The sequence below is a fragment of the Paraburkholderia kirstenboschensis genome (genome assembly GCF_032806925.1).
Taxonomy (GTDB): Bacteria; Pseudomonadota; Gammaproteobacteria; order Burkholderiales; family Burkholderiaceae; genus Paraburkholderia; species Paraburkholderia kirstenboschensis.
On record NZ_CP136513.1, the window covers coordinates 3,095,518 to 3,118,996 of the forward strand.

The following is a 23,479-nucleotide window of genomic DNA, read 5'->3' on the forward strand; positions in this document are numbered from 1 at the left end:
ATCGGCGAAGCGGCGAACCTGTGCGAGGCAACGATCCTCGTTTCTCGTCATGCCACTGCCTGGTTCATCTGCTTGCTTCCTGACATGAAACGCTTGGCCATTCTTCGCAGGTTTTGCGCAGTCGCCGCCATCAGGAATTCATCATGGGCGCCGCTTGGACCCCGCAGGCGCAGACGGTCCAACTTCAGAATGCGTTTGAGATCGGCAAAGAGCATTTCCACCTTCTTTCGCTCACGGCAAGATCGCTTGTATTCAGGCGTTTTCGCAATATGCCTCGTTTCGTCACGCGCAGCTTCATGGATGCTGCGGGCGATCTTGCGGAATGGTGTATTCGGACAGCAGCGATCCTTCATCGAACAGCTTTCGCAGTCGAACTGGCTTGCCCGATAGATGATCGTGCCAGCCTTCGTGACGCGCGAGCGCGGATCTCTGAACTTGCGCCGATCACTGCGTAGGGTGTGACCGGTGGGACAGCGATATTCATTGGCCAGTTCATCCCATTGGAACTCGCTGTTGGACAATGTGTTGTCCTTGCGCGTCGTTTTGTCCCAGACCGCAACATGTGGTGCAATTTCCTTCTCGTCGATCATCCAGGCAAGCATCGCTGCCGAGCCATACGCGGTGTCGCCTGCAAGACGTCGGGGTTTGAGATCGTGCCGCCGCTCAACGCGATCAATCATCGTCCTGGTTGATTCCACTTCGTGCGAGCGGTTCGCGGGCGTCGCCTCGACGTCAACGATGATCCCTGCCTGCAGGTCAATCAGATAATTGGTCGAGTAGGCGAAGAACGCCGGGCTACCCTTGGCGGCTGTCCAGCTCGCAGCGGGATCGGTCAGGGATATTCTCTTTGGAGGTGTCGATGTCTCTGCCTCCTCGACCGCGTCTGCGCCGGCCGGATTCGCTTCCTCTAATACCTTTAGATATTCCCGTCTGCGCGGCTTTGGTCCTTGACGCAACCCCAGTTGATGGGCTCAGTACCTGGGACACCGCGTGCAGGGCTTGCATCGGCCCTGATGATGCTTGCGTCAATCGCGAAACCTTCACCCTTTACGAGCCCCTCGGACATGCAGCGACCCAGCACCGACTCGAACACATGGCGTAACACATCGCTATCGCGGAAGCGACCGTGGCGGTTCTTGGAGAAGGTCGAGTGTTCGGGTACGACGTCCTCCAGACCCAGTCGACAGAACCACCGATATGCAAGGTTCAAATGGACCTCCTCGCATAACCTGCGTTCGGACCGGATGCCGAAGCAGTAGCCCACAATCAACATGCGGATCATGAGCTCCGGATCAATCGACGGCCGTCCCATTGGACTGTAGAACGGCACGAGATGCTGGCGCAGATCGCGAAGGTCGAGGAAGTGATCAATGCCTCTCAACAGGTGTTCGCGAGGGACGTGACTATCAAGGTTGAACGAATAGAAGAGTTTGTCCTGTCCACTGCCCAGTTGACCCATCATGACGAATCACTCCCGTCGATCGATGTCTTCCAGGATACCGAACATTCCGAACCACGGGCGACTTTTTCAACACAATCTGGGGCGAAGCTGACGTTGGAATGGCTCTGCGCAAGCACGCGCCAATGTCCGGTGATGGCCGATACTCGCCCGTTGCGGGAAGTTGAACTCATCTAGCGCTCATCTGTCGAGAGGCCGCCACTTGGTCGCATCAGTGACCGCGGGCGAACCAAGGGGCGCCAAGCCGGTTACAAATGGGGTTTAATTGGCTACAAGGTAAGCACATGATGTCCGCCGGCTGCGGCGACTTCGAGCGCACGACGCGCGCCGCGCTGGCCGATGACGTCGCCCATGTCGGGCACGGCCGCGGGTGTGAACTGCGCGAGGTCGGGTGCGGCGACCGGATAAAGGCGCGCATCGGGCGCGTCGGCCAGATGCGCGCACAACGAGGGCAGATCGCTCGCGCCATATACATCTACGCCGGGCACGAGCGCGGCCTCGGCCGCGCTTGCGGCCGGCAGATAGAGTTGCGGATTGCGGTGCGGCGGCGCGTGAGTGGCCATGCATTCGGCGGACGTTTCACCGCACGCTGCCGCGCTGCGCGCGGTGCCGCACGCCATAGCGAAAGCGCCGCGCATGGGACGCAGCGCGCCGGTCAACGACAGCTCGCCGGCGAATTCACGATGAAGCAGCGATTCCACCGGAATCTGGCCGCTTGCCGCGAGAATGCCCAAGGCGATCGGCAGATCGAAGCGGCCGGATTCCTTGGGCAAGTCTGCGGGAGCGAGATTGACGGTGATGCTGGGTGCCGCCTTGAATTCGCACTAGGTACGACTAGACTGAAAGCCAAAGATTTGAGGTAGCCGGCTATTCAGTACGCTATGGACAGCAAACCTTTGCCACAAACCCTCGTCGTACAGACAGTTGAGCGGGTCTACGGCAAGCTCTACAAAGAAAAAGTGCGCTTCGACATCTCGGCGTTGCGGTTGCGGCAGGGCAGCTGGATGTATTGTGTGCTTGAAGAAATAAATGCCAAACAGCGAAGGGCGCCCTTTCGCTCCCAAGACATGCAGACGCTGCGATCCGTAGTAAATGCATGCTGCGAAGACCCTGCGACGCGGGCCTTCCTGACAATGCCGATAGGTTTAATAGGACGTCGCGAGATTTCCAGGTGTTTTTCGGCGATGGAGTTGGTATTAGTAAATTCTTTTGGCGAGCGTTGGCGGAAACCGGGGACTCTTTACGTAGGATCAAACATCTTTCGACGGTTCATGGTGGAAAAAATGCCGCCAGACACCTTCGTCGAAGACGTGAGGAACAATTGGCGATATTTCAAAACGACGCTCCGGTCCAAACGCTTGCCTAGAAAAACGTTGAGTGAGGATTCGAGGTCGGAAGGGACTGGCCATCTTGGATATCCACTTGGTTCGACACCCCATCAGACAATCCGGGAACTTCGCGACCGTGAAATCGAACGGATGACTGTTGACGTAAATCGATTGCGCGATGGGTGTCGGGCGGAGATGCTGTTCTGGCGGGAAGCGAGAGACCGTATGCACAAGTGTTGCGCGTACCGGTCGACGGACGAGGATTCCGCGCTCGCACGCGCTTTTCTACTCGGGGGATATGACAACAATACTGCGAGAAAGATTCGTTGTTGCAGCACCGCAGCTCTCGTTTCGTCAATCGTCGAGGCTGCCAATGATGTGTCATTCCCGCGGCATCCAACGAAGATAAACAAGCACAATATTGGTGAAATTGCCGACCGTGTCATTAATGCAGTCGGAGTTGAAAAAGAGCGCATGGAAGGGTTGAGATACAAGCACGTGTTCTTCCTGACTCGCTGTGTTCACAAAAAAGAGATGCTCTGCGCCTTTTATTCACTTTTGATTCATACGCGATTCAATGCTGATGCGCTACGCGCTATCAGGCGTGAATGGATAACAAAGGAAGGAGATATCTATACGTTAAAAAGCTATAAGCAAAAAACAGGGCAGGAAACGCCGCGAGTAGATATTACCAAGGAAAATCTGGCTGCATATGAGGCGATTGAACTAATGCTCTGGAATTACGAGCAAATGAAAAAATTTGGTCATATTGGAAAAGATGAGAAAAAAATATGGATTTGTTGGGATAACACCAGATCTAGGTGCTTAAAATATTGCTTTACTAACGCCAGCCGCGTAAAAACAATTCTTGAAAGGCAATTTGGTATGCATCCGTTCAGCGATGAACAGATTCGTACTCACATGCTAACACTCGATAATTTTAAAACCGGGTCGGTGTCGTATGTAAAACAGGAAGCAGGGCATGAGCAAGAAGCGACGACTCACCATTATATTTCCCAGTTTTCAACATTTCTTCATAGTCAGGCAGTCAATCTTGAATTCCAGCGCCGGCTCGATTCCACCATCAAGTTTGCACTTTCCACGGAGCGTATTTTCTTCGCAGACAAATTTTCGCCTGAGTACGTGGACAAGAATTTGCTTTTTCCGATCGGCGACGGTACGAGCTGCACGAACCCGTTTAGTCCTCCCGACCCTGCTTGGCTAACTGGCGGCGCCTGCGACGCCAAGCGATGTCACATAGGCCAAGGTTGTGAAAAGAATCGAACAGTGATCACAAAAGCAAGAGTGCGCGAGGTATGGGCGACTTGCGAGTTTTATTCGTCAAGTTGGCATCGGTTGTTAAACGAGAATGAGGAGGCGTTCATAAAATATCATGCTCCATCGATGCTGTTCAATCTTGCGCTGAAGCAATACATCCAATCAAGTTCGCATTGGATAATGATCAAGCGCGCCGTGATCGACGAGGAATTCGGAAATGAAAAAGATGAAACGTGCAATCTTGGCGGATTGTGATCTTCCGAAATTCTCCGAATTAAATAATAAGCTACGAAGCGCTGATATTAGCATTACAGACGGATGTGTTATCCGAGTGACCCGATCCGAAGCGCGCACAGAGGAAAACAAATATAGAGACTTCGATCTCAATCGAAAAATTCTTCCTCCAAACTCTTTGTACTCGTACCCCGTTCCACTAAGCACTCGCCCGGACTTTGTAGGGGCACTTCTGTTTGGCTTGGATGCCTTCCTCGCGCGGACGAAAAGTGAGTCGCATACGCGCACACATCGCATCGGCACGATCGTCCAAGATATTGTCATGTTCTTTGAGGCGCTATGGATGAGAAATGTGACTTCTGTCGACTTGATTAATCCAAATCATTTCAAGTCGATATTTCGGTGTTTCAAACGCGGTGGTTGGCCGGAGGTCTTGAAAATTCTGGAGCGGGCAGAGAAAGTAGGGATCACAGAAGCCACATGGGTAACAATAATAAGGCATCGCAAGGAAATAGAGTTAATATCGACCAACTACATATCCGTATCCAGTTACCTGACCGTCGCTTTTGAGGCAAAAGAAACGACTGATGCCGAACGGGCACCGGAATCGGTATGCTCCGTCAGTAAGATCCGATCTTGGTGCGCGTCGGCAAACTTACTATTTGAGGCAGGCCAAGAATTCGGTATAGGCGCATATCCGTTTCCTAACCCTTACGCGCTCTCGAAAAAATGGGGGCGAGAGCCATCCAGAACGAAGAACTTTGATATCGGCATGGCGGGAAGGCTCTTCCGGCTCAGCATGATATGGCTTTATGAGAGAGGTCCGTTATTGCTAGCGCTTGTGGAGGAGCTTGTCGCGGCAGTGGAGAAAAGCTCTTCCCGCACCACCAGACATATACCCGGCGAGATCGTGAAGTCTTTCACTGAATCGTCAAACCGCAGGGCGCTGGAAGCGTTACTGCCATTTCGGCTTGAGTGCCTTGATGCTTCCAGAGGCGGATACAGTTTGCGCAGTGTAATAACTGGCCTGATGTCGTCGTGCTTCGTATTAATTGCATTCATGAACGCACGTCGGAAATGTGAAGTCAGTCATCGCAAACTTGGACTGATGATGGGGTCGCTGAAGACAATTAATTGTGAAATGGGTCTTTATCAGGTGGATTTCTATATAGCAAAAGGCAGCGGACGCCGACTGCCATTCTATGTAAATGAAACGACCGCTCAGGCAATATCAATTCTCGACAAACTGCAGGCGATGTTTCTCCGGGTGGATAAAGAATTGACTACACGTTTCGGAACAATTTTCGAGAGAGATAAAATACCACTGTTTTCCTACCGTAGGTTCAGCGAGGCATATGGAATCGGCAGGGATCTGATCTGGTTTGATTTGACGTCGTATGCGCGAGGCCAAGATGCCTCATACTTCGTTAAGGAGGCATTCGGGGACGAAAGATTTACTTTCGGCAGCACACAAGTGTTTAGGCGGATGTACGGACTGGTATTTTACTACCGGTACGAAAACGGTAACATTGTTGCTGCTTGTCAACAGTTTGGCCATGTTGACCTCAGAACTACGCGCATATATCTGACGGACCCGACGTCGCGCCCAGATACCGAAAGTATCTATTCGTTGATGCCTACAGAGGCCGAGGATTGCCGGCGCGCCTTCATGGAGGAGATGAAAGATCTGGACAAGGTGCTGCGGACCGTCGGCGAGACCAAATTGGCAGAAGAAGTCTTCGATATTCTTGCCGGCGAGAAATTTTCGGGTGGGTTTGCAAACTACGTACGACGCATTCACGTCAAATTTTCTCACACCGTATCGTTCTCAGGTGCGCGCCTTGGTGAAGAAGTGTTTGAGGCTGTGAAGCGTCGGGGCCATTTTCCGCGACCGATGCCGCATGGAGAATGCATGCTAGGAGGCAATGAACATGTCCATAACGCGCGATGCTTTTCCCGCGAGAGGGGTTACGCGCAACAGGAGAACGCAAGCCCGGAGTTGTGCCGCGATTGCAGATTCCATCTCACCAAGAAAGCGTATAGAGACAATCTGCAGGGTTGCAAAGAAAGACTAGCTATTGAGGTGCGCTCAAATAACTATTCAGGCTTTGAATTGCGCAGAAAACAGCGAGAATTATCGAATCTTGAGAAGGCAATTGCCGAGTTGTCGAAACGCTTAGGGCTCGAATATGATGAGTAAGAATTCAACAAAGGAGGGTGGAAGGAAGCCTGCTGCCGCATTCGCTGCAGAGGCCGCTGCTTTGTCCAATATTGATAGAAAGATCGAGCTCATCGAGAAGGCCCTGCGATTGTGTGGCGAGGATCCGTCTCTGAAGCAACGTCTGGGTGAGTCGTTCGCGTTCGACGGCGACAAGCGTTTGCCGAGTTCCTTGCGGCAGTTTATGAATTGGCGGGACGCAAGCGCGATTTGTGAGCTTCTTAAAATTCCAGAGACAACTATAGGACGAACGGGTAACGGCACGCTGGACAACTACGCGGAGCGGCGGTTACACGTGGTTTCATTAGTCGGTACGGTCGCAGACCTGAGGCGTCCGGCACCTGAGGTTGTGGAGGAGGGAAGCGCGAGAAGATTGAGACGCGATCTGAAGGTGGCGACGGGCAAGCTAGCCGTGCTAGAGAAGGAGTTAGTGCTCCTGAGGCTTGAGCGTAATGATCTTATCGAGCAGCGCGACGACTATAAGCATCAATGGATCGAACTCACCAAGCGATTTCAAATTGAGTTGAAGGCAGCTCGAATCGCACAGCCCAAAGCTCAGCAGTCAACGGTAACCACCTTGGGGGACCACAAACGTGGAAAACCATGACCAGCTTTCATGTCCTCGTTCGGCCATTTCATGGATTACGCTCGACGAAAAGCGCTATGCGATCGTGTACGATTCCGTCACTCAAGCCATCGTCTGGCCAATGGTCGATTATGCCATCTTCATGACGGATGACTTGGAAAATGACCCAAAGACGGTTGAGTCGTCAATCTTGGCTATCGCCGCCTATCGCCGCTTCCTTGTCGACATTTCCGGTCGCGATGCAGCGCGAAGGGCGGCAGACTTGCCGAGCCTAGAATTTCACGAATCCACGGATCGACTGATTCGCAAATTTCGCGAAAGTGAATTCAGGCGAGTCAAAGAAAAAGTGGCTTCCTCTCACGATGAATCAGCGGCGCGACGCACGGTCAATGCCAAGCTTATTCAAATATATCACTTTTTGAATTGGTATCGTTGGACGTCGGAGTATAAAGCATTCTTCGGTATGCAGAATTTCTGCCTTGTGAAGTCCGCGCTTAAGGAAAGCGATGTCTTTGGCCGAGGTAGGAGCGGGAGATTAAGTATCGGGGGGAGGCGATCAAGCCGCGATGAAATTTCGAACGGAGCACGTTATCCGTTGCTCTACAAACGTACGCTGACGCGAACTCTAGGGCAAGACGCGTACACGGCCACAGATCTGGACAAGCAGCGGATCGATGAGTACTTTGCCGCCCACTTCACAGCGTATGTCGCTTTGAGAAATATGCTGATAGCGGATTTAGCTGATCAGTTGGGGTGGCGGCGGGCCTCTATTAATTCACTCACCTGTTCACAATTTAGCGTCGAACGTCTTGAAAAGATGGAGGCGCGCGGTTTGGCCTGTGTGCCTCCTCAGCAGAAGTTTGGTTATCGTGACTCGTACTATATTCCACCAGCACTCGCGATCAAGATTTCGGCGTTTATCAGTGACACCAGAGCCCAGCTTGTTAATGAGATGGGTTGGGATGCATTTGCTGCCCGCGGAGCGGTGTTCATTTCAGCGAGAGATGGAAAGGGACTAACCAACAAGACGTTGTCAAAGATTTTTAGCAAGGCGTTTGCTGCGATTGGTGCACCGAAACGATCGGGCTTGAAGAGCTTTAGACGGAAGTTCACGAACACGGCTATTGCTGCCGAGACTAGTGCGCGGCTTCAATTGGGCCTCGACACGAGTTCTGCATCGGTATCAGCATCTGTGTCTATGGATCTTGGACATCACAATCCTGCATCTATCAAATCATACGTTGACCAGAATCAGGTGCGACTTGCCAGCAGGAAACGCGATCCTTGAGTAGGAAAGGAACATTTCTCCTTCTGCTGGTTAAGACTTCGAGCCAACGGGCGAGCGGTGCTTTAAGCGCAGGCGTCGTCTTCCACTAGCCGCTTCGGCGGTGCCCAAAAGCAGGCGTTCTTAAGGACCGAAGTCTGGCAGTCCACGATGCTTTAACTGCGGAGCCGTGTATTTAGACGGTCGATAATGCTATCGACTAGACACGGTGTTTGGTTTGTAGCAACGCTGGCAATTCGCTTGCCACGATCCTCAATGCGATCCCACTGGAGGTAGCAATATTCTTGGATCCCGCCCGACTTTCCTGAGGATGTTTTCGGCCTGAGGACGAGAGCAGGGTATTTCGATGTAATGCAGCATGCTGTGTAAAACGATGCCAAGCGTGCCGCCTTCGTATGCAAATTCGTTGATATCATCGATTCCTAATGCAAAGGTAAGCTTGCATTTTTCGGCGGTGATCCACATCAGGCGGTAGTTGTTGTCAACTTCGACTAGAATGCCGGCCGCCACCGGGCACAACACAGCATCCTGTGATCCCGCGTCGCGCTTCGCTTTCGTCATCGGTTTAGTCCTCTTCTGAACTGAGCACACTTCCGATTGTGACTCAAAAGCTACTGACATGAAAAGGCCCCGTTCGCAGTATTCTGCGCATGCCAAGTCAGAGCGGTTTGTCCCCAATCCATTTCACAGCGCGTGCCATACTCGCTGGGAATATGCGTCGTCTCCGCCGCGAACGCGGATGGTCTCAAGAGGAGTTGTCCGCGCGCACAGAACTTGATCGGTCGTTCATCGCCCATGTTGAGCGACAAGCTCGCAACATATCCTTGGACAATATTGAAAAGGTCGCTGACGCTTTTGGCGTTCCTGTTTTCACACTGTTCTGGTCCGATCAGATCGAAGAGGCATCATCAAAATCCGATTTAGATTAGGCAGCGATGAAGAGCATGGAAGGCGGCATCACGAGTTCTTTGATGCCGATCGCACCCCTATACGAGGTTCGCGGTGCGTATGCCGCCGATTGCATGAGTCAGCGACCGGCTTTGTCGCTTTTATAGTTCCCGGGCGCATCAGGGAAGGCTCGACCGGGGATCAATTGGACTGCAGTCCAATTGCCACATCCCGGAAAGACGCCAGCGCAGCTTCTAGATGCTCAATGATTTCGTGTTGCAGCACATCCGGTGGTGGCAGGTCGTCTAGGTTGTCCAAGGTGTTGTCCCTGAGCCAGAAGATATCCAGGTTCGCCTTGTCTCGGGCGATCAACTCGTCATACCGATAGAACTTGCAACGCTCGGTCTCTTTCCGATCGTGGCGGTTCGCAGGGTGGTAGCAGGCGATGAAGTCCTGCAGATCATCCAGCTTGAGCGGGCGCGTCTTCAGCGTGAAGTGCTTGTTGGTACGCATGTCGTAGAACCACACACCTTTGGTGTGCACACGGCCATCCTTGGGCGCGTTGTCGAAGAACACCACGTTCGCCTTAACGCCCTGCGCGTAGAAGATGCCGGTGGGCAGGCGCAGAATCGTGTGCACATCGCAGGTCTCCAGCAACTTTCGGCGGATCTTTTCGCCGGCGCCGCCTTCGAACAGCACGTTGTCGGGCAGCACCACGGCCGCCTTGCCGTCCACCTTGAGCATGCTCACGATGTGTTGCAGAAAGTTGAGCTGCTTGTTCGACGTGGTTTCCCAGAAGTCCTGGCGCTCATAGGTGAGTGCGTCACGGTCTTCCTCGCCTTCCTCATTGGTGATTGTCATGCTGCTCTTCTTGCCAAAGGGCGGGTTGGCGAGCACATAGTCCACCTTCACCTTGGGCTCGTTGATCAGTGCGTCTGAACGATCAATCGAAGGCTTCCCGTCTAATTCGCCGATGTTGTGCAGGAATAGGTTCATCAGGCACAAGCGCCGCGTGTTGGGCACGATCTCGTTGCCGTGGAAGGTGGCATCGCGTAGCGACTCCTTCTGCCGCTTGTTCAGCTTGGCACCGGGGCGGGTCAGCCAGTTGTAGGCACCCAAGAAGAATCCGCCCGTGCCGCAGGCCGGGTCGGCAATGGTCTTGCCGGGCGCGGGGCGCAGGCACTCCACCATCGCTTGGATGATGGGACGCGGCGTGAAATACTGGCCAGCACCGCTCTTGGTGTCTTCCGCATTCTTCTGCAGCAGGCCCTCATAGAGGTCGCCCTTGGTGTCGGCGTCCATACCCACCCAGCTTTGCTCGTCGATCATCTGAACCAGCCGCGAAAGCTTGGCCGGATCTTGAATCTTGTTCTGGGCTTTAAAGAAGATGGCACCTAGCATGCCCGTACCCTGTCCCAGCTTGTGCAGCGTGGCAAGGTAGTGCGCTTCCAGCGGCTCGCCGGTCTTGCTGCGCAGGCTGGCCCAATCGTGGCCTTTCGGGATGCGCGTGTTACGGTTGTAGGGCTCCCCCGCATACTCGTGCGCCATCTTCAGGAACAGCAGGTAAGTGAGCTGCTCCAGATAGTCGCCATAGCCTACGCCGTCGTCGCGCAGCGTGTGGCAGAAGTTCCAAACTTTTTGGATGAGGGTTGATGTGTTCATAGAAGTGCCTCCACCCAAGCCTTGTCACGGTGTGTGCCGATGGCAGATCGGAAGAAGCTTGAGTATTCGTGGTCCGTAGACAAATGTTCTTGCAAATGCGCGACGACTGCCGGCTGATGTCCAGCAATTCGAATCAGATCATCTAGCAGGCGCCAAGAGTTCTTTTTTCTCTCCGGCGTGTTCCAGTCATTGAAGCCAAGCCGGTCAATCGTGTACCGCGCGCGGTCGTTGTCCCATGTGCCAGTTAAGGCAAGAGGTTTGACCTCTCCATCAATGCCGTGTGCTAACAACTGACAGTCGGCTTGGTCGCACGGGTCTAGGAGCCTTGGCTCCTCGGCCGTCAGAAACGCCGCCGGCATTGTGCACCGATGTGCTTCATCCCGAATCGGAAACTCGTTCGCCTTGCCGTGCAAGACGTCGGCTTCATCCTTTTCGGGTCTATTGCACCTTTGGCAAGAAAGGCGAAAATTCCACCACTCATAAGCCAACCAATAATATCCATCGAATCCTGCGAGCTCGACGCCGTCGACCGTAACTCCTAGCTTCGGCCGAAAGTGATCAACGTCAAACGGCGCTCGATCACTTTTAGCTTCACAGTACCAGCACTTGTAACGACTGACCTGGCAAAGCCACCCCTTCAGCCGTCCCCAACTGGTGTGCTTCTTTATATAGGTCGACCGAAGATCATGTGTCGGAAATGCGCCAACGGCCGCGATCCTAGTGGCAGAGATCGTGAGCCACCGTTTTGGTAGTTGGGATGGCAGCGGAAGCTGAACGAATCTCAATCTTGGTCCCCCTGCAATCCGCGAAGCAGGCTTTGCACCAAAGCGTCCAGAGCTTTCTGCTTGTTCTCGGGAGTAACGATGGCGCCATCAATCGCACCATCCGCAGCCAGATCAAATCTGGCGCGTAAATACTCTTGCTCCAGCCGATCTCGCGAGGCGAAGTTGAAGTCCAAACCTTCGAGGCGCTGTCGGATTTCGACCAGTCTGTCGCGATCAACCGGGCTGAGAGGCTGCGGCTGCGTGGAGAGTTGATGCAAGGCGATCAAGTCTTCGTTCGTGGCCTTGTCCAAGCTAGAACCCAAGCCGAACATCTCGCTGGTCACGATGCCGGCGAAGCCCATGCCCTTAGGGTCCACAGCTGGGTTCTCGGCACGCACTGTATGGGCAGCTGATTGCCGATACAAGATCTGCACCTGCTCCTTCACCAGTTCCGCAATGGCCAAGGGGTTGTGGGTCGTCAGAACGATGTGGCTGTTGTCCTGGGCATCACTGTTCTGTCCGACAAATGACTTGAGGTAGTTCAAGTACTTCACACACCATCGTGGGTTCAAGTGCGTGTCAGGCTCGTCTAACAAGAACAAGCTTTCTTCCTCGGCAGTAAAGCGCAGCAGTCCCAACACAGTGAGGAGTTGCTGTTCGCCTTCGCTGAGTTCACGGAAGGTCACGCTGCCATCGTTTTTCTTCAAACGCACGCGGATGCGGATTTCTTCGATCAGCTCGGAGACGTAGGTACTTTCCAAGTCGCGGAAAAATTCGTTTGCAGGTTGGCTGCCTACAAATGTCCTGAGCGACTCTACATCCTTGACGTACAAATACTTGTACTCATGCGCCGATTGATTCTTGTTCCAGATTGACGTCTTCAATCTTCTCTTGATCGTGATCGGCGCCAGCGACGCCGTCATGAGACGATCTAGGAATCGCTGAACCAGACCTCTCGCGTACCAGAATCTGGGGTCGCCATCTTTCGAGTTCCAAGGCGGCTCTCGCAGGACAAAGAGAACAGACTCGATCCCACTATCAGGGTCAATGCCCAGCTCTTGTTCCAAGAACTCCTTTACCTTTTGGTCTGTTTGAATCAAAAACGCCAGAAGTACGAACTGACTGTGAACCGGCAATGCATAGAAGAGCCGCTTTGGCGCTGGGTCAACCTTCGATGTCACAAGATTCTGGTAGTAGTCCTTTAGGTAGGGCTCGAATACCTCTTGCATGCGCGGGCTCTCGCCTGAGTAGTAGCTGAACACATAGCGCGGCAGATACTCGGTCTCGCCATTTAGGAAGGCCGTGAGCTTGATCGGCTCCCCCTGCGGTTTCTTGTCCGCGTCGTCGCTAGAGTCCAGAACTCTATGGAGCAGGTCGTTTTGCTCAATTTGCTTGGCATCAGCGACGCAGATGAGGAACGGTTCCTTTTCACGATCTGGATCGGCGTCGATGTGGATGTGGCGCAGGTCCTCGCCCGCGCCCATGCGGTACGAAAGCTTGAATGCGAATTGAGGAATCCCCTTTCGTTTCTCCGCCGACATACCTTTGTAGGTAATCAGGTCGCGGAAGATGATGGCTAGCGCCTCCAGCACATTGGACTTACCGGTGCCATTCCAGCCGATGATCACCGTGACCCAATGGTCTTGATCGAAGTCGACGGTGACGTTCTTCAGGTTCTTGAACTGGTGCGTCGGGCTGTTCTTGGCGCTGCCGATGGTGAGCTTCTCAAGGCGCATGCTCAATCCGCCCGCAGTTTCAGCTTGTCGTAGAGCTTGCGGCCTTGCGCATCGGTCACGGGCTCGACGGCCAAGCGGCCAGCCTTGTCCAGCGCGCGCAACTCGGTATAGAGCGCTTCAATCTGCTTGGTTAGCGCACCGTCGGCCACGCCACAGCGGCGAAACGCTTCTTGCGCCGGCATCCAGTCGCCCGCTTCTGCGAGCACGTCGATCAGTTGACTCGCCACGGCGGCGATCTCCTTTTTTTGTTTGGTCTTGCGGGCCTTGGGCTGTTTGGCGCGTTCCGCCCTCTCGGCGCGGATGCGTTCCAGCAGCACACCGGCCGGCTCGTCGTTCGGGTCTTGCGGCACCAGCTGGCCGGAGAAAGCGGCACGCAGGATGTTTTGGCGTTGGGCAACGGATTGCCTGAGGGAAAGGTCGATTGCGGAGAGTTGCTCTTTAATCGAAAGCTGAGCTGTCTGAAGTGTCGCCTCAATTGCAACTTGCTCGTCACTGGGTGCCAATGCTATTGGAACTGCACGGACATGACCAAGATTGATGCGAGGGCGACCGATGCCCTTTACAAACTTCATCACGGCATCACGAACCGGTTTCGAGTTGAGCTGAGCCACAACAATGGCCGGACGTATCAATTTGGGATTCAACCGAACGCGGGCGCAGTCAGCTTTCACAATGGCGGGGGCTACGCCATCTGGAATGCTGCATGCGCGGGGTAACACTTCGCCAAGCATGGCTACAACCACATCACCTGTCTCGACGGCGTGCTTAGACAGATTGGCAAAATGCGCTTCTGAAATGTGTGCATACGCGTTGACAAAAATCCCATCGCCGATGTTCTGCAAACGTATGACACGAGGGCCGCTGTCTTGGTAATGCTCAGACTTCAGATTTGAACCAAATGGGCCGTCAGTGATCGCGTTCTCATCAAACGAACATTGATCGACACTGGCCCACGCCCACCCCTCCGGCAAAACAGGCAAGTTGGAGGTATTTGGTTGAACCGGCTCGGGGTATTTCTTTTGCCAGTCTTTTGGGGGGGGCTTGCCTTGTTTCTTGAATTTGGCGAGTTGCTTGGCTTCCCAGCGGGCGCAACGCTCGGTGAGGATGCGTTGCAGCAGCTGAACGCCTGTCTCGGCGGGGGGGGCGAGCTTGTACTGCTCTTCGCGCCAGGGGGCGGTGAGCGCGCCTTCGACGGCGGCCTTGAGCAGTGACTGGCGGCATTGCTGGAGCTTCTTCTGCGCGGCGTTCAGCTCCGCCACTCCAGCATTGAGATCAGATAGCAGTTCTTCGACTTTGGCGACAATGTGAGCTTGTTGTGTTGGTGTCTCGAACGCGAAGGTGTATGCAGCAATGTCTTTCGGCCGTACAGCGGGATATAACGCGCCTTGCACGACGGCAGACATCGCGTCGACAAAACGTTGCGACTGGACCAGGCCAAACAAAAACTCAGGGCGCAGCCATCGGGATCGTAGAACATGAAATCCGGTCGAGCCAATCGCACCATCCAGATGTTCGGGAACCAATGCCACAGCATTCAGGTTCGGTCGTGTCATGGAGACCAAAACATCGCCAGCTCTCAATACTTGCTTGGCGCGACTCGGTGCCGCCGATAGAGGCAATGACTTCGGATCGACGATCCTCTTTGTCTCTCGGTCAATGCTGCCGATATCAACATAAATAAAATCACCTGTTGGCCCCGACTGCTCGACCGGTTCGTCCGCAAGCTCTCCCAACACAGCAAACGACTGCGGAATATACGCGCTCACGCCACCAGCTCCTCATTCATCTCATTCATCAGCGTATCCAGTTCCTTGCCGAACAAACCCCAAGCCTTCTGCAGACCACCCTTATCAGCGAGTTCGGCGAAATCAAAATCCTCGCGCGAGATCGAGCAGGAACTCGCGATGTGGTCCTTCATCAGTCGCAACCACTCAGTCTGCTCCGGCGTGAACGACGTGCCACGTTGTGCGTTGTGGCGAAAGATCCAGGTCTGGAAGCGGCGGTCCACCTCGTCGGCAAAGGGTTTGAGTTCCGCGCCATCGCCATCGAGCCCCAGCGCGAAGCGCAGCAGGCTGACCAGGTCGGTGAGCTGACGGCGGCTCGTCGTGCCTTTCACCTGACTCACTTGCACACGGGCATAGGCGCTCCACACGCGCTCGGTGGTGAGCATCAGTGGCGGTCGGCTCAGATGCTCGTGCAGCTCTTCGATCATCTCGAAGGTGAGCGCGCGGCGCTGGTAGGGCTGCTGGTAGAAAAAGCCCAAAGCCGCGATCTCGTCCTTGTGCTGGCGGACGTAGCTCGCAAAGGACTGGATCACAGCCTTGGCTTGAGCCTCGGCTTGTTCGGAGAAGCCCGAGAAGGTGACCTGATCGAGATTGATGTGGTCGATGAGCTGCTCGCGATCGCGGCGGGCGCTTTCGATTTCATCGCGCAGCTCGGCTTTGTCGAATGGCGCGCAGGCGGCGGCCACGCGGCTGGCGCGGGCGGCTTCGATTTCTTCCGGCAGCAGCGTGTCTTCGCTGCGGATGATGCCGTTGGCCTTAGTGGTGGCGAGGGCAGTTTGCACGATGGCGTCCGGATCCAACGCGGTGATGAGCGTCTTGCCCAACTCGCCGACGGGGACGCCGCCGCTGAGCTTTTCGATGCGCGCTTTCGCCTTGTCGTCGAGCTGCTTGTTCAGGCGCACGAGGCGGTTTGCCAGAGAGAGAACGGTGTCGTCGTCGCGGCTTCCCATAGCCACCCCTTGCAGCAGGTCTTTGAGCGCGATGCCGGGCTTTTTTTCCAGAGGACGGCTTTCGGTCTTGCAGGATTTTTCAACGCCCACGGCATCGATCAGCACGAAGCGCGTCTTCGCGCCTTCGGCACTGTTGCTCACCCGCTTGAGGCTGTCGGCATCGAGGCTGCGCACGCCGCGGCCTTTCATCTGCTCATAGTAGCCCTTGCTGCGGACGTCGCGCATGAAGAGTAGTACCTCCAGAGGCTTTACGTCGGTGCCAGTGGCGATCATGTCCACCGTGACGGCAATGCGGGGGTTGTAGTCGTTGCGGAAGCTGCTGAGGATGCTGTCGGTGTCTTCCACGGCGCGGTAGGTGACCTTTTTGCAGAAGGCGTTGCCTTGGCCATAGACCTCACGGACGATGTTGATGATGTCGTCGGCGTGGCTGTCGGTCTTGGCAAAGATCAGGGTCTTGGGCGTTTCCTTGCGCGCGGGGAAGATCTGCGTTTCCACCGCAGTTTTCATGGCTTGAATGACCTGGCGGACCTGGCTGGTGTTGACCACTGAGCGGTCCAGCTCCTTACCGGTGTAAAAGCTATCTTCTTCCGTTTCTCCCCAGCGTTTTTTGCGCGTCTGGCGATCGCGGTGGTCCACCCACTCTCGGGCCTTGAGTTCAGCGCCTTTCTGCGTGATTTCGGTGACGATCTCGAAGACATCATAGCCAACGTTGACACCGTCGGCCACCGAGTTCTCATAGCTATACTCGGCGACAATGTTTTCATTGAAGAAGCCGAAGGTGCGCTTGTCGGGTGTGGCGGTAAGGCCGATTAGGGACGCGTCGAAGTAGTCCAGAACCTGCTTCCACAGGTTGTAGATGCTGCGGTGGCACTCGTCGATGATAACGAAGTCGAACTCCTCGACCGGGACGGCCGCATTGTAGCGGACGAGCTTCTCCTGCTTGGCAGTTTGCTGAACTTCGTTGAGCGAGACGTCTTCGGCGGACTCGTCGATGGGCACACCGGACAAGACAGAGTACATGCGCTGGATGGTGCTGATGCACACCTGCGCATGTGGGTCAATGCTGGGGGAGGCCAGCCGCTGCACGTTGTATAGCTCGGTGAACTTTCGGCCGTCGTCAGGCGGCGTGTAAGCCATGAACTCCTGGTGCGCCTGTTTACCGAGGTTGCGCGTGTCAACGAGGAAGAGTATGCGCTTGGCACCTCCGAACTTGAGCAGACGGTAGACGGCGGTAATGGCGGTGAAGGTCTTGCCTGCGCCGGTGGCCATGTGGATCAGAGCGCGGGGCTTATTTTGCGCCAGCGACTTCTCTAGGCCGGTGACAGCGCCGATCTGGCAGTCGCGCAGGTTGTGCTCGGACAGCACCGGCATACTGTCGACGAGGCGACGGCGCAGGGTGTCAGACTGCGCAAGCCATCCCGCGAGCTGCTCGGGCCTGAAGAAGTGGAAGAGCTCGCGGGAGCGCGGCACGGGATCTGCGTTGTCCGTGAACCGGATGATCTGGCCGGTGGCTTCAAAAAGGAAGCGTAGCGGGGTGTTGCCCTTGCGCCATTTAAGGTCGGCGCTGGCGTAGCGCGCGGTTTGGGTCTCAGTAACGGTGAGGTTTTTACCGGCGTTATCCTCCTTCGCTTCGATCACTCCGCAGGCGGTGCGGTTGATGAACAGCACGTAGTCGGCTGGACCAGTATCGGTGGGGAATTCGCGCACGGCTACGCCGACACCCGCCGACAAGTCGAGCTGCTTCATGTCCTGAATAACCCAGCCGGCTTGTTCGAGCTTTTGGTCGATCTGCTGACGGGCCTTGGTTTCCGGCGTCATGACTATCCCTTTGTTCTAAATGCTCAGGTTGGCCAGTGACTTGCCAGATCGAACGAAAGCTGTCGGTTGTGGCGGATCGAGAGCAGATATACAGTGCCTTTAATCTGCGCATACAGAAGCACGTAGTGCGTCATCACGTACTCGCACAGTTCGCTGCCCTCGGCAATGGCGTTCAATTGTTCGGTCAGGCGAGCGATGCCGTTGCTCGTTTCGACAGAGCGGGTAGGGCGTTCGAGGAAAGACCGACCCATAGCCGAAAAGCGCTCCAAATTGGGGATAACGGTATCAGTCAGCTCGTCCAGCAGCGCACTGAAGTACCACGAGGCTTCAGCATCTCGCAGGAATGCTTCGATTTCATCGAGATTGCGTTCGAAGTTGGCAGTAAGCTTGACGGTGTGGCGGGCTGTCACGGCGCAAATCGGCCCGTCATCTGGGTGTTTTGGTGGAGCGGCGCAGCTTGAGGGCTGAGAGGGTGCCACGGGCCTCTTTGACCTTGCCGGTAGCCACGTCAGCCAAACCATTACCGGCGTCTGCCATCAGCAATAAGTGGATACGTTCCCGCTCCAGCTGATGGTAGTAATCCAGCCGCTTCGCATCGATGATGGCAACGTAACTTTCGCCGTTCTTTGTGATGATCTTTTCGGCCCCGGCCTTTACCTGATCGGCCAGTTCGGACAGATTGGCTCTAGCTTGGGACAGCGGGATCACATCGCTGGCTGAGATGGACATGGCTTAATCCTAGGCTGTGAATTTGTACAGAATTCCGTACATCATACCGTAATTCGTCCGGTGCCGCGATGGTCGTGGCGACGTCGGGACGGGAGCGCATGGGGAGGCCAACGTGTATGGGTCAGATGGGGTGCTTGCGGGAAATACGGCCATCCGCAACATCCGATCTATGGCCTGGTCCGGTCTCCCGCCTGGCGACGGGCCGATGACTGATTTGGCCGATCACTTATCCCGATTGGACGGCAGGGAATGGCCGTTCCGCTTCCGAAGCCTGCATTTAGGACTCAGCCCGCTCCACCGGCGGCAACGGGGTCGACGCTGTTGAAAGAGTTGCTGCGTGGCGTTTGCGATTGGCTGACGAAAAAATACCCCTCTAGACTGCCCTGCAAACGCTCGCGAACATCGGCTAAGGGTGAGAAGACCCCTGAAAACCATGCGAGAAGGACGGTTAGCGACTTTTTCAACAGCATCGACCACGAACGGTCATTCACGGTCGTGTGGTGAACGTCCGCGGAAGAGCGACGAACCGGCATTTGGCGAGGCGACGGCGACCAAATGATTCGGCAGGCAAGTCAGCCTCATTTCGAAGTGCTGTTTGCGGCAGTGGAGATCTTCGACGGCCATTTTGGCCAAGGGCGCCTTCCGTTCGGCCTTCCTTCTCTGGGCCACTCGCTCTGCAAGCCAACTACGTGTCAGAATTGAGGCTTGGCGCGACACCAGTGGTGCCCGCTTTGTACGGGGGACGCCTTCACAGGGGCGCTCCGGCGTGACGACCGTTTGACCAAAAGAACAGGCGAGGATCGATGGCTACTGTTGTGGGATTTATCAGCGAAAAGGGTGGTGTAGGAAAAACCACTGCGTGCTATCACTTGGCTTTAGGCCTCGTTCGTTTCAAGCACAAGCGGGTGCTCGTCATTGATGCTGACTATCAAAGAGGTGGCATCACAGGACGATTCTTTCCGAATTTGATCGAAGGCTTTGGAGAGCGGCCGGCGGCTGAGATCACGCTTTTTCATAAGTTTCAACAACTCTATAGCGCCACGCCGCTGACGACAGATATTTCGATTCTGGCTTGCCAGCCGGGGTTGGATCTCATTCCAGCAGACTATCGATTGTCGACCGTCTCGACGGACAAATTACCCAGCTCAAACAATATTAGGTCAAATAACGTCGCGCTGTTGCAGCATGTAAAAACAATTAGCACCGTCCTTGACCCGTTGCAAGATCTATATGATTACGTTTTGATTGACTCTCATCCGGAAGTTTCGGATACGCTTCGGGCTATTATTTACGCATCTGATTATTGTGTTTCACCTGTAAAGCTCGACCGCCAATCATCGATAGGGGTTGCAACCATTATTGGCGAAATTGCTAACGTTAATTCGGATATTGATATGCTCAGGTCGTCCTTGCGCACTGAGGATGGATATGTCGACACAATCTTCGCAGGCGCTATGGGCATGATGGCTAGGGAGTACGATAGCTCACTAAAGCAGACAGAGCAGTCGGAATACAACCGTCTTAGTATTGCTGGACCTGTGTTTGAAAACTATGTCACCGAAGGAGACGGTCTTCGTCAGGCCGCTGCTGCCCGGGTGCCCGTATATGATATCGGCGGAGCGAACGCGGCGAAACAATCGATGCAATTTCAAAACCTAACAACAGAATTCGTTCAGGTGTGCCCATGATTAGTCTTGAAGAGCTTATACTTTTTTTAGGTTTGGACGGTGCCAGAGCCGGACTAGAGAGCTCGGATATCACGGTCGCCGAACTGTTAAAGCTTGAGGGCGCGGAGAGCATCCCCAATGCGAGCAAGCAAAAGCGCTCCGATATTATAAATTTATTACTTTCAAACGCACGCACGAGAACCACGAAGACGATTGATCAACTTATGGAGATGGATGCGGAGGCGCTTAAACAATACTTTCATGAGGTGAAAGCTTCACGTGGAGAAATTCTGGAGGTGTTGCTGAAGCTTGATATTCGGCCAGGTAGCGCTGCCAAAAAGAACTTAGTAGATTTTGCCGCTCAAGAGATCAGTGACATTGGTATGTATCGTCGCGTTGCGCAAGGTAAAAGCGGGGGTGTTCCACCGGATATGACTAGGTAAGCAGCAGGACAATACCGGGATCGGCACTACGACGGATCGCGCCCCGTTTGATTAACAGGTTGCGCTTGGACTGCTCGCCTTTGACTAGAGCCGCCGTGGTCGGTCCTGTTATCTGTCGTAGCCGCCGTGACGCAGTCGCGAAACTTCAAGCAACGAACTTCAGCCGATAGAACACTTTCGAGCCACGGCTATCGAATAGCAGGCGTTCGGCTTGAGGGGCGATCAGCGACATTTGAAACGCGCGCCCTGAGCGCCTAGCGAATGAAAGGGACTTCCCCGTCCTGAGGCTGCACCATCAGTCAACAAACCGCGTTTGAGCTTGTGCTCAACGGGGAAGGCCTTGTAGTACGTAAACATCGGAAACGTGACGGCATCCCCGTTTCCGCTCATGTATCGACGAAAGAGACAAAACATACGAGGCGGCGGAAGAGCGGCCTCAGGTTCCCGCGGATTCCGTCATTTGATTTAGTTGATTCTACTGGTCGCGGATTTGGCGCTATCGCTGCAAACTTGGAATCTGATGATTTCATCGACATTATCGCCAATCGTGTTGAAAGACGGTTACTTCTTCACCGGATCGGACTAGAGAACTTCAGGGGCTGCGCTGGCGTCTAGCGCCCGGAAGTGCTCTGCTTCGTTACGACGGGCGCGCACGTACTTAATTGTCGTTTGTGTTGAAAGGCCTGTGGATAACGCGCGTGGGCTAATACAAACACCTGAAGCGCCGCGCTTTTCCATCACCGACTCGCCTAGGTCAGCGCGTGGCATCTTCCCGCTTATTTAATCTGGTCACACGACCACTGCCTAGCCCGCTACACTGATCGCTCTACCCCAGACGGTCACAGGCACGCCATGAGCACCAAAGCGACTCTCGCACATCATCATTCCGAGACCGGTGAACCATCCTGGCACTTCTATGAAGAAGTGTTCGAAGCGGGCGTGGTGTATCTGGAACTGCAGGGTGTCAGCGTTGAACTGTGCACGCGGGAGCAAGGTGGCGCTGATGTCGTGCTGCGCCTGCCGGTCGCAACGGCGAAGCAGCTTGGGCTGCATACCAGCGTGTCATCCGACAGGTGGGAGAGCGCGTGCGAAGACAAGTGATAGTGGCGCCCATGATCGACCTCGCGACCGCCATGGGGGCGGCCTTGTGGCTCGTGCGCATCGTCTTTTCAAGATCGGAACGCCGCAAGCTCGATGCGGCAATGCAAGCGCTTGACAGCGTGACGGATTCCCGATGACACGCAGAAAAGTCGAACAGAATGACGTGTTCGCGCAATGCGATCCAACCGTCCGCTCTGCCGGCGAAGGGTGCCCCGCGGTGCAACCGCTCGGGCAGGAAACCGACGCTCCCGCGAGTCCTGCTGACAGGCCACTCGAGAAGCTGCGTGGTTCGGTCCTTCGTTACGACAACCCGACCGACCCGGTCTGGCCCATTGAGACGAAATCTGACTGAACGCGGAGTGCGGGAAGAATCTCGTCCAGGGTCCGGATGGTCGCGGCGACCTTGGAGCGCGCCTCTTCCCGTCGATCCAGATGCAATGCGTTCAGGCCGCTCGCCAATGCGCCAGCATAGTCGTCGGCGAACATGTCCCCCACCATCAGCGCTTCATGCGGAGCAACATTGAGACGTTCACAGACCCACGCGAAAATGCGCGGATCCGGCTTCATGTGACCGACCTCAAAGGACCATGCTTGGGTATCCGGCTCGAATGGCAGCAAGCGTAATAGGGGTTCGGCGTACGGTGCGGCCAGATTCGATACTATGCCGATCCTGAACCCCTGCCTGCGTAAAGTTTCAAGCAACTCGGGCACCTCCGGGTACAGGCGGATACTGGCCAACTCAGTGACAAGATCCTCCTCCAGCATGGCCAGATCAACGTCCTGCACCTGCAGTTCCTGCGCAGCATCGCGCAGCGAGAGCGCCTGGGTCATGATCAAGTCGCGCGCGCGCCGACGATCCGGATGAAATCGGGCCAGCTGGGCAAACGGCTGACGTTTGATGCCGATGTCGCAGAGGGTGCCGAAGGCATCGAAGAAAACGGCGTTGACTGTCATGGTGTGCAACCCCAACAATGGCCCTGCCGAACGATTCGGCCTGCCCGCTACCGCGGCAGGCAGGTCGCGCATTATGCGTTGTTTCCGGCCTCGCCTGCCACCGCATCGTCAACGGAAAATTTTCAGGCTGAAAGATTTGTAACCCGGGTGCCGCGGTTTCACATCATGAAATGATGTGAAAAATCAGACCGTAAAGTCCAACCAACCAAATCAAGCCTAGGGGCGCCGGTTCAAAAAATCTTATCTAGTTCATTTTTTGAAAATGACGGATGGCGACATGAGATGCGCCGCACGGGAAAATCAAAGCCGCAGTTCTGCAGCGCCGCCCTGACCCGCTCGCGGCTTTCGCGGACTTCCGGATCGGGCAGCCGGACAATCGAAAAAGACGGCAACCCGTTCGCGAGGTGCACCTCGACGGTTACTTCGGGCGCGCGGCCAGAAGCCGGCGCGCGACTGCGCACCACGGCAAGCGACATGTTTTCTCCCGTCGGACGGTGCGCGACTCGCGCTCCGATCCCCTTAATACGCTGATGACGTCACGGCTCGCTTGCCTGTGATGTGCAGCTAAACGCAGCTACTGCGCTGCGAGAGCGAA

At 55.1% G+C, this 23,479-nt stretch carries 18 protein-coding genes and 3 pseudogenes; 9 read left to right on the forward strand and 12 right to left on the reverse strand.

The genetic code is table 11. The features are described from left to right. Positions 1-47: 47 nt before the first annotated feature. A pseudogene (locus RW095_RS36510) lies at positions 48-1,462 on the reverse strand (IS1182 family transposase). Between the two features lie 269 nt (positions 1,463-1,731). After that, positions 1,732-2,259 (reverse strand): annotated as a pseudogene (locus RW095_RS36515) (magnesium chelatase domain-containing protein); the annotation flags it as partial. 81 nt (positions 2,260-2,340) lie between these two features. Here RW095_RS36515 and RW095_RS36520 point away from each other — a divergent pair. The 4 genes from RW095_RS36520 to RW095_RS36535 are packed head-to-tail and all read left to right on the forward strand — an operon-like array spanning position 2,341 to position 8,391. Further along, entirely contained in the window at positions 2,341-4,320 is a 1,980-nt protein-coding gene (locus RW095_RS36520; protein ID WP_317020586.1) for a hypothetical protein, read from the forward strand. After that, the gene (locus RW095_RS36525) at positions 4,283-6,499 is read left to right on the forward strand and encodes a hypothetical protein (RefSeq protein ID WP_317020587.1); all 2,217 of its coding nucleotides are present in this window, start codon (positions 4,283-4,285) and stop codon (positions 6,497-6,499) included. Before RW095_RS36520 ends, RW095_RS36525 begins: the two co-directional genes overlap by 38 nt. Beyond that, entirely contained in the window at positions 6,489-7,124 is a 636-nt protein-coding gene (locus RW095_RS36530; RefSeq protein WP_317020588.1) for a hypothetical protein, read from the forward strand. Before RW095_RS36525 ends, RW095_RS36530 begins: the two co-directional genes overlap by 11 nt. After that, positions 7,111-8,391 carry a hypothetical protein gene (locus tag RW095_RS36535; protein WP_317020589.1) on the forward strand — a complete coding sequence of 427 codons (1,281 nt, stop codon included), beginning with the start codon at positions 7,111-7,113 and terminating at the stop codon, positions 8,389-8,391. Before RW095_RS36530 ends, RW095_RS36535 begins: the two co-directional genes overlap by 14 nt. Before the next feature lie 249 nt (positions 8,392-8,640). On the opposite strand, the gene RW095_RS36540 is transcribed toward RW095_RS36535, so the two are convergent. Next, positions 8,641-8,949 carry a hypothetical protein gene (locus RW095_RS36540; RefSeq protein WP_317020590.1) on the reverse strand — a complete coding sequence of 103 codons (309 nt, stop codon included), beginning with the start codon at positions 8,947-8,949 and terminating at the stop codon, positions 8,641-8,643. Between the two features lie 152 nt (positions 8,950-9,101). On the opposite strand from RW095_RS36540, the gene RW095_RS36545 reads away from it, so the two are divergent. Continuing rightward, positions 9,102-9,317 carry a helix-turn-helix domain-containing protein gene (locus RW095_RS36545; RefSeq protein ID WP_317020591.1) on the forward strand — a complete coding sequence of 72 codons (216 nt, stop codon included), beginning with the start codon at positions 9,102-9,104 and terminating at the stop codon, positions 9,315-9,317. 160 nt (positions 9,318-9,477) lie between these two features. On the opposite strand, the gene RW095_RS36550 is transcribed toward RW095_RS36545, so the two are convergent. From RW095_RS36550 to RW095_RS36580, 7 genes are all read right to left on the reverse strand, one after another. Beyond that, positions 9,478-10,938: a class I SAM-dependent DNA methyltransferase gene (locus RW095_RS36550; protein WP_317020592.1), complete on the reverse strand. Its 1,461-nt coding sequence runs from the start codon at positions 10,936-10,938 to the stop codon at positions 9,478-9,480. Continuing rightward, positions 10,935-11,351 carry a hypothetical protein gene (locus RW095_RS36555; protein ID WP_317020593.1) on the reverse strand — a complete coding sequence of 139 codons (417 nt, stop codon included), beginning with the start codon at positions 11,349-11,351 and terminating at the stop codon, positions 10,935-10,937. The genes RW095_RS36550 and RW095_RS36555 overlap by 4 nt, the downstream gene beginning before the upstream one ends. A gap of 368 nt (positions 11,352-11,719) precedes the next feature. Next, on the reverse strand, positions 11,720-13,438 hold the full coding sequence (locus RW095_RS36560) for an AAA family ATPase (RefSeq protein WP_317020594.1): 1,719 nt from the start codon (positions 13,436-13,438) through the stop codon (positions 11,720-11,722). Between the two features lie 2 nt (positions 13,439-13,440). Beyond that, complete coding sequence (locus RW095_RS36565) at positions 13,441-15,204, reverse strand: restriction endonuclease subunit S domain-containing protein (RefSeq protein WP_317020595.1); 1,764 nt, start codon at positions 15,202-15,204, stop codon at positions 13,441-13,443. Continuing rightward, a complete protein-coding gene (locus RW095_RS36570; RefSeq protein WP_317020596.1) occupies positions 15,201-17,990 on the reverse strand; it encodes a type I restriction endonuclease subunit R in 2,790 nt (929 codons plus the stop codon). Before RW095_RS36570 ends, RW095_RS36565 begins: the two co-directional genes overlap by 4 nt. 23 nt (positions 17,991-18,013) lie before the next feature. Beyond that, positions 18,014-18,400, reverse strand: a complete 387-nt coding sequence (locus RW095_RS36575; RefSeq protein ID WP_317020597.1) for a type II toxin-antitoxin system RelE/ParE family toxin — start codon at positions 18,398-18,400, stop codon at positions 18,014-18,016. 16 nt (positions 18,401-18,416) lie between these two features. Continuing rightward, positions 18,417-18,719, reverse strand: coding sequence for a type II toxin-antitoxin system Phd/YefM family antitoxin (locus tag RW095_RS36580; RefSeq protein ID WP_317020598.1), 303 nt, complete (start codon positions 18,717-18,719; stop codon positions 18,417-18,419). An 803-nt stretch (positions 18,720-19,522) separates the two neighbouring features. On the opposite strand from RW095_RS36580, the gene RW095_RS36585 reads away from it, so the two are divergent. The 4 genes from RW095_RS36585 to RW095_RS36600 all read left to right on the forward strand — a co-directional run bounded on the left by RW095_RS36585 (position 19,523) and on the right by RW095_RS36600 (position 22,067). Next, a complete protein-coding gene (locus RW095_RS36585) occupies positions 19,523-20,407 on the forward strand; it encodes a ParA family protein (protein ID WP_317020599.1) in 885 nt (294 codons plus the stop codon). Further along, entirely contained in the window at positions 20,404-20,829 is a 426-nt protein-coding gene (locus tag RW095_RS36590; RefSeq protein WP_317020600.1) for a hypothetical protein, read from the forward strand. The genes RW095_RS36585 and RW095_RS36590 overlap by 4 nt, the downstream gene beginning before the upstream one ends. A gap of 852 nt (positions 20,830-21,681) precedes the next feature. Continuing rightward, positions 21,682-21,930 (forward strand): hypothetical protein, encoded by a 249-nt coding sequence (locus tag RW095_RS36595; RefSeq protein WP_317020601.1) that lies wholly within the window; start codon positions 21,682-21,684, stop codon positions 21,928-21,930. An 11-nt stretch (positions 21,931-21,941) separates the two neighbouring features. Beyond that, on the forward strand, positions 21,942-22,067 hold the full coding sequence (locus RW095_RS36600; RefSeq protein WP_317020602.1) for a hypothetical protein: 126 nt from the start codon (positions 21,942-21,944) through the stop codon (positions 22,065-22,067). A 163-nt stretch (positions 22,068-22,230) separates the two neighbouring features. Here RW095_RS36600 and RW095_RS36605 read toward each other — a convergent pair whose 3' ends face one another. Together RW095_RS36605 and RW095_RS36610 are read right to left on the reverse strand one after the other, a co-directional pair. After that, on the reverse strand, positions 22,231-22,956 hold the full coding sequence (locus RW095_RS36605; RefSeq protein WP_317020603.1) for an HAD family hydrolase: 726 nt from the start codon (positions 22,954-22,956) through the stop codon (positions 22,231-22,233). A gap of 206 nt (positions 22,957-23,162) precedes the next feature. Next, positions 23,163-23,360: pseudogene (locus tag RW095_RS36610) on the reverse strand (magnesium chelatase domain-containing protein); the annotation flags it as partial. Positions 23,361-23,479 lie beyond the last annotated feature (119 nt).

Coding starts and splice junctions, on each gene's coding strand:
- RW095_RS36595 (WP_317020601.1), top strand. CDS start 21,682: ATGAGCACCAAAGCGACTCTCGCACATCATCATTCCGAGACCGGTGAA.
- RW095_RS36605 (WP_317020603.1), bottom strand. CDS start 22,956: ATGCGCGACCTGCCTGCCGCGGTAGCGGGCAGGCCGAATCGTTCGGCA.
- RW095_RS36540 (WP_317020590.1), bottom strand. CDS start 8,949: ATGACGAAAGCGAAGCGCGACGCGGGATCACAGGATGCTGTGTTGTGC.
- RW095_RS36520 (WP_317020586.1), top strand. CDS start 2,341: ATGGACAGCAAACCTTTGCCACAAACCCTCGTCGTACAGACAGTTGAG.
- RW095_RS36590 (WP_317020600.1), top strand. CDS start 20,404: ATGATTAGTCTTGAAGAGCTTATACTTTTTTTAGGTTTGGACGGTGCC.
- RW095_RS36525 (WP_317020587.1), top strand. CDS start 4,283: ATGAAAAAGATGAAACGTGCAATCTTGGCGGATTGTGATCTTCCGAAA.
- RW095_RS36545 (WP_317020591.1), top strand. CDS start 9,102: ATGCGTCGTCTCCGCCGCGAACGCGGATGGTCTCAAGAGGAGTTGTCC.
- RW095_RS36585 (WP_317020599.1), top strand. CDS start 19,523: ATGGCTACTGTTGTGGGATTTATCAGCGAAAAGGGTGGTGTAGGAAAA.
- RW095_RS36570 (WP_317020596.1), bottom strand. CDS start 17,990: ATGACGCCGGAAACCAAGGCCCGTCAGCAGATCGACCAAAAGCTCGAA.
- RW095_RS36560 (WP_317020594.1), bottom strand. CDS start 13,438: ATGCGCCTTGAGAAGCTCACCATCGGCAGCGCCAAGAACAGCCCGACG.
- RW095_RS36530 (WP_317020588.1), top strand. CDS start 6,489: ATGATGAGTAAGAATTCAACAAAGGAGGGTGGAAGGAAGCCTGCTGCC.
- RW095_RS36550 (WP_317020592.1), bottom strand. CDS start 10,938: ATGAACACATCAACCCTCATCCAAAAAGTTTGGAACTTCTGCCACACG.
- RW095_RS36580 (WP_317020598.1), bottom strand. CDS start 18,719: ATGTCCATCTCAGCCAGCGATGTGATCCCGCTGTCCCAAGCTAGAGCC.
- RW095_RS36600 (WP_317020602.1), top strand. CDS start 21,942: ATGATCGACCTCGCGACCGCCATGGGGGCGGCCTTGTGGCTCGTGCGC.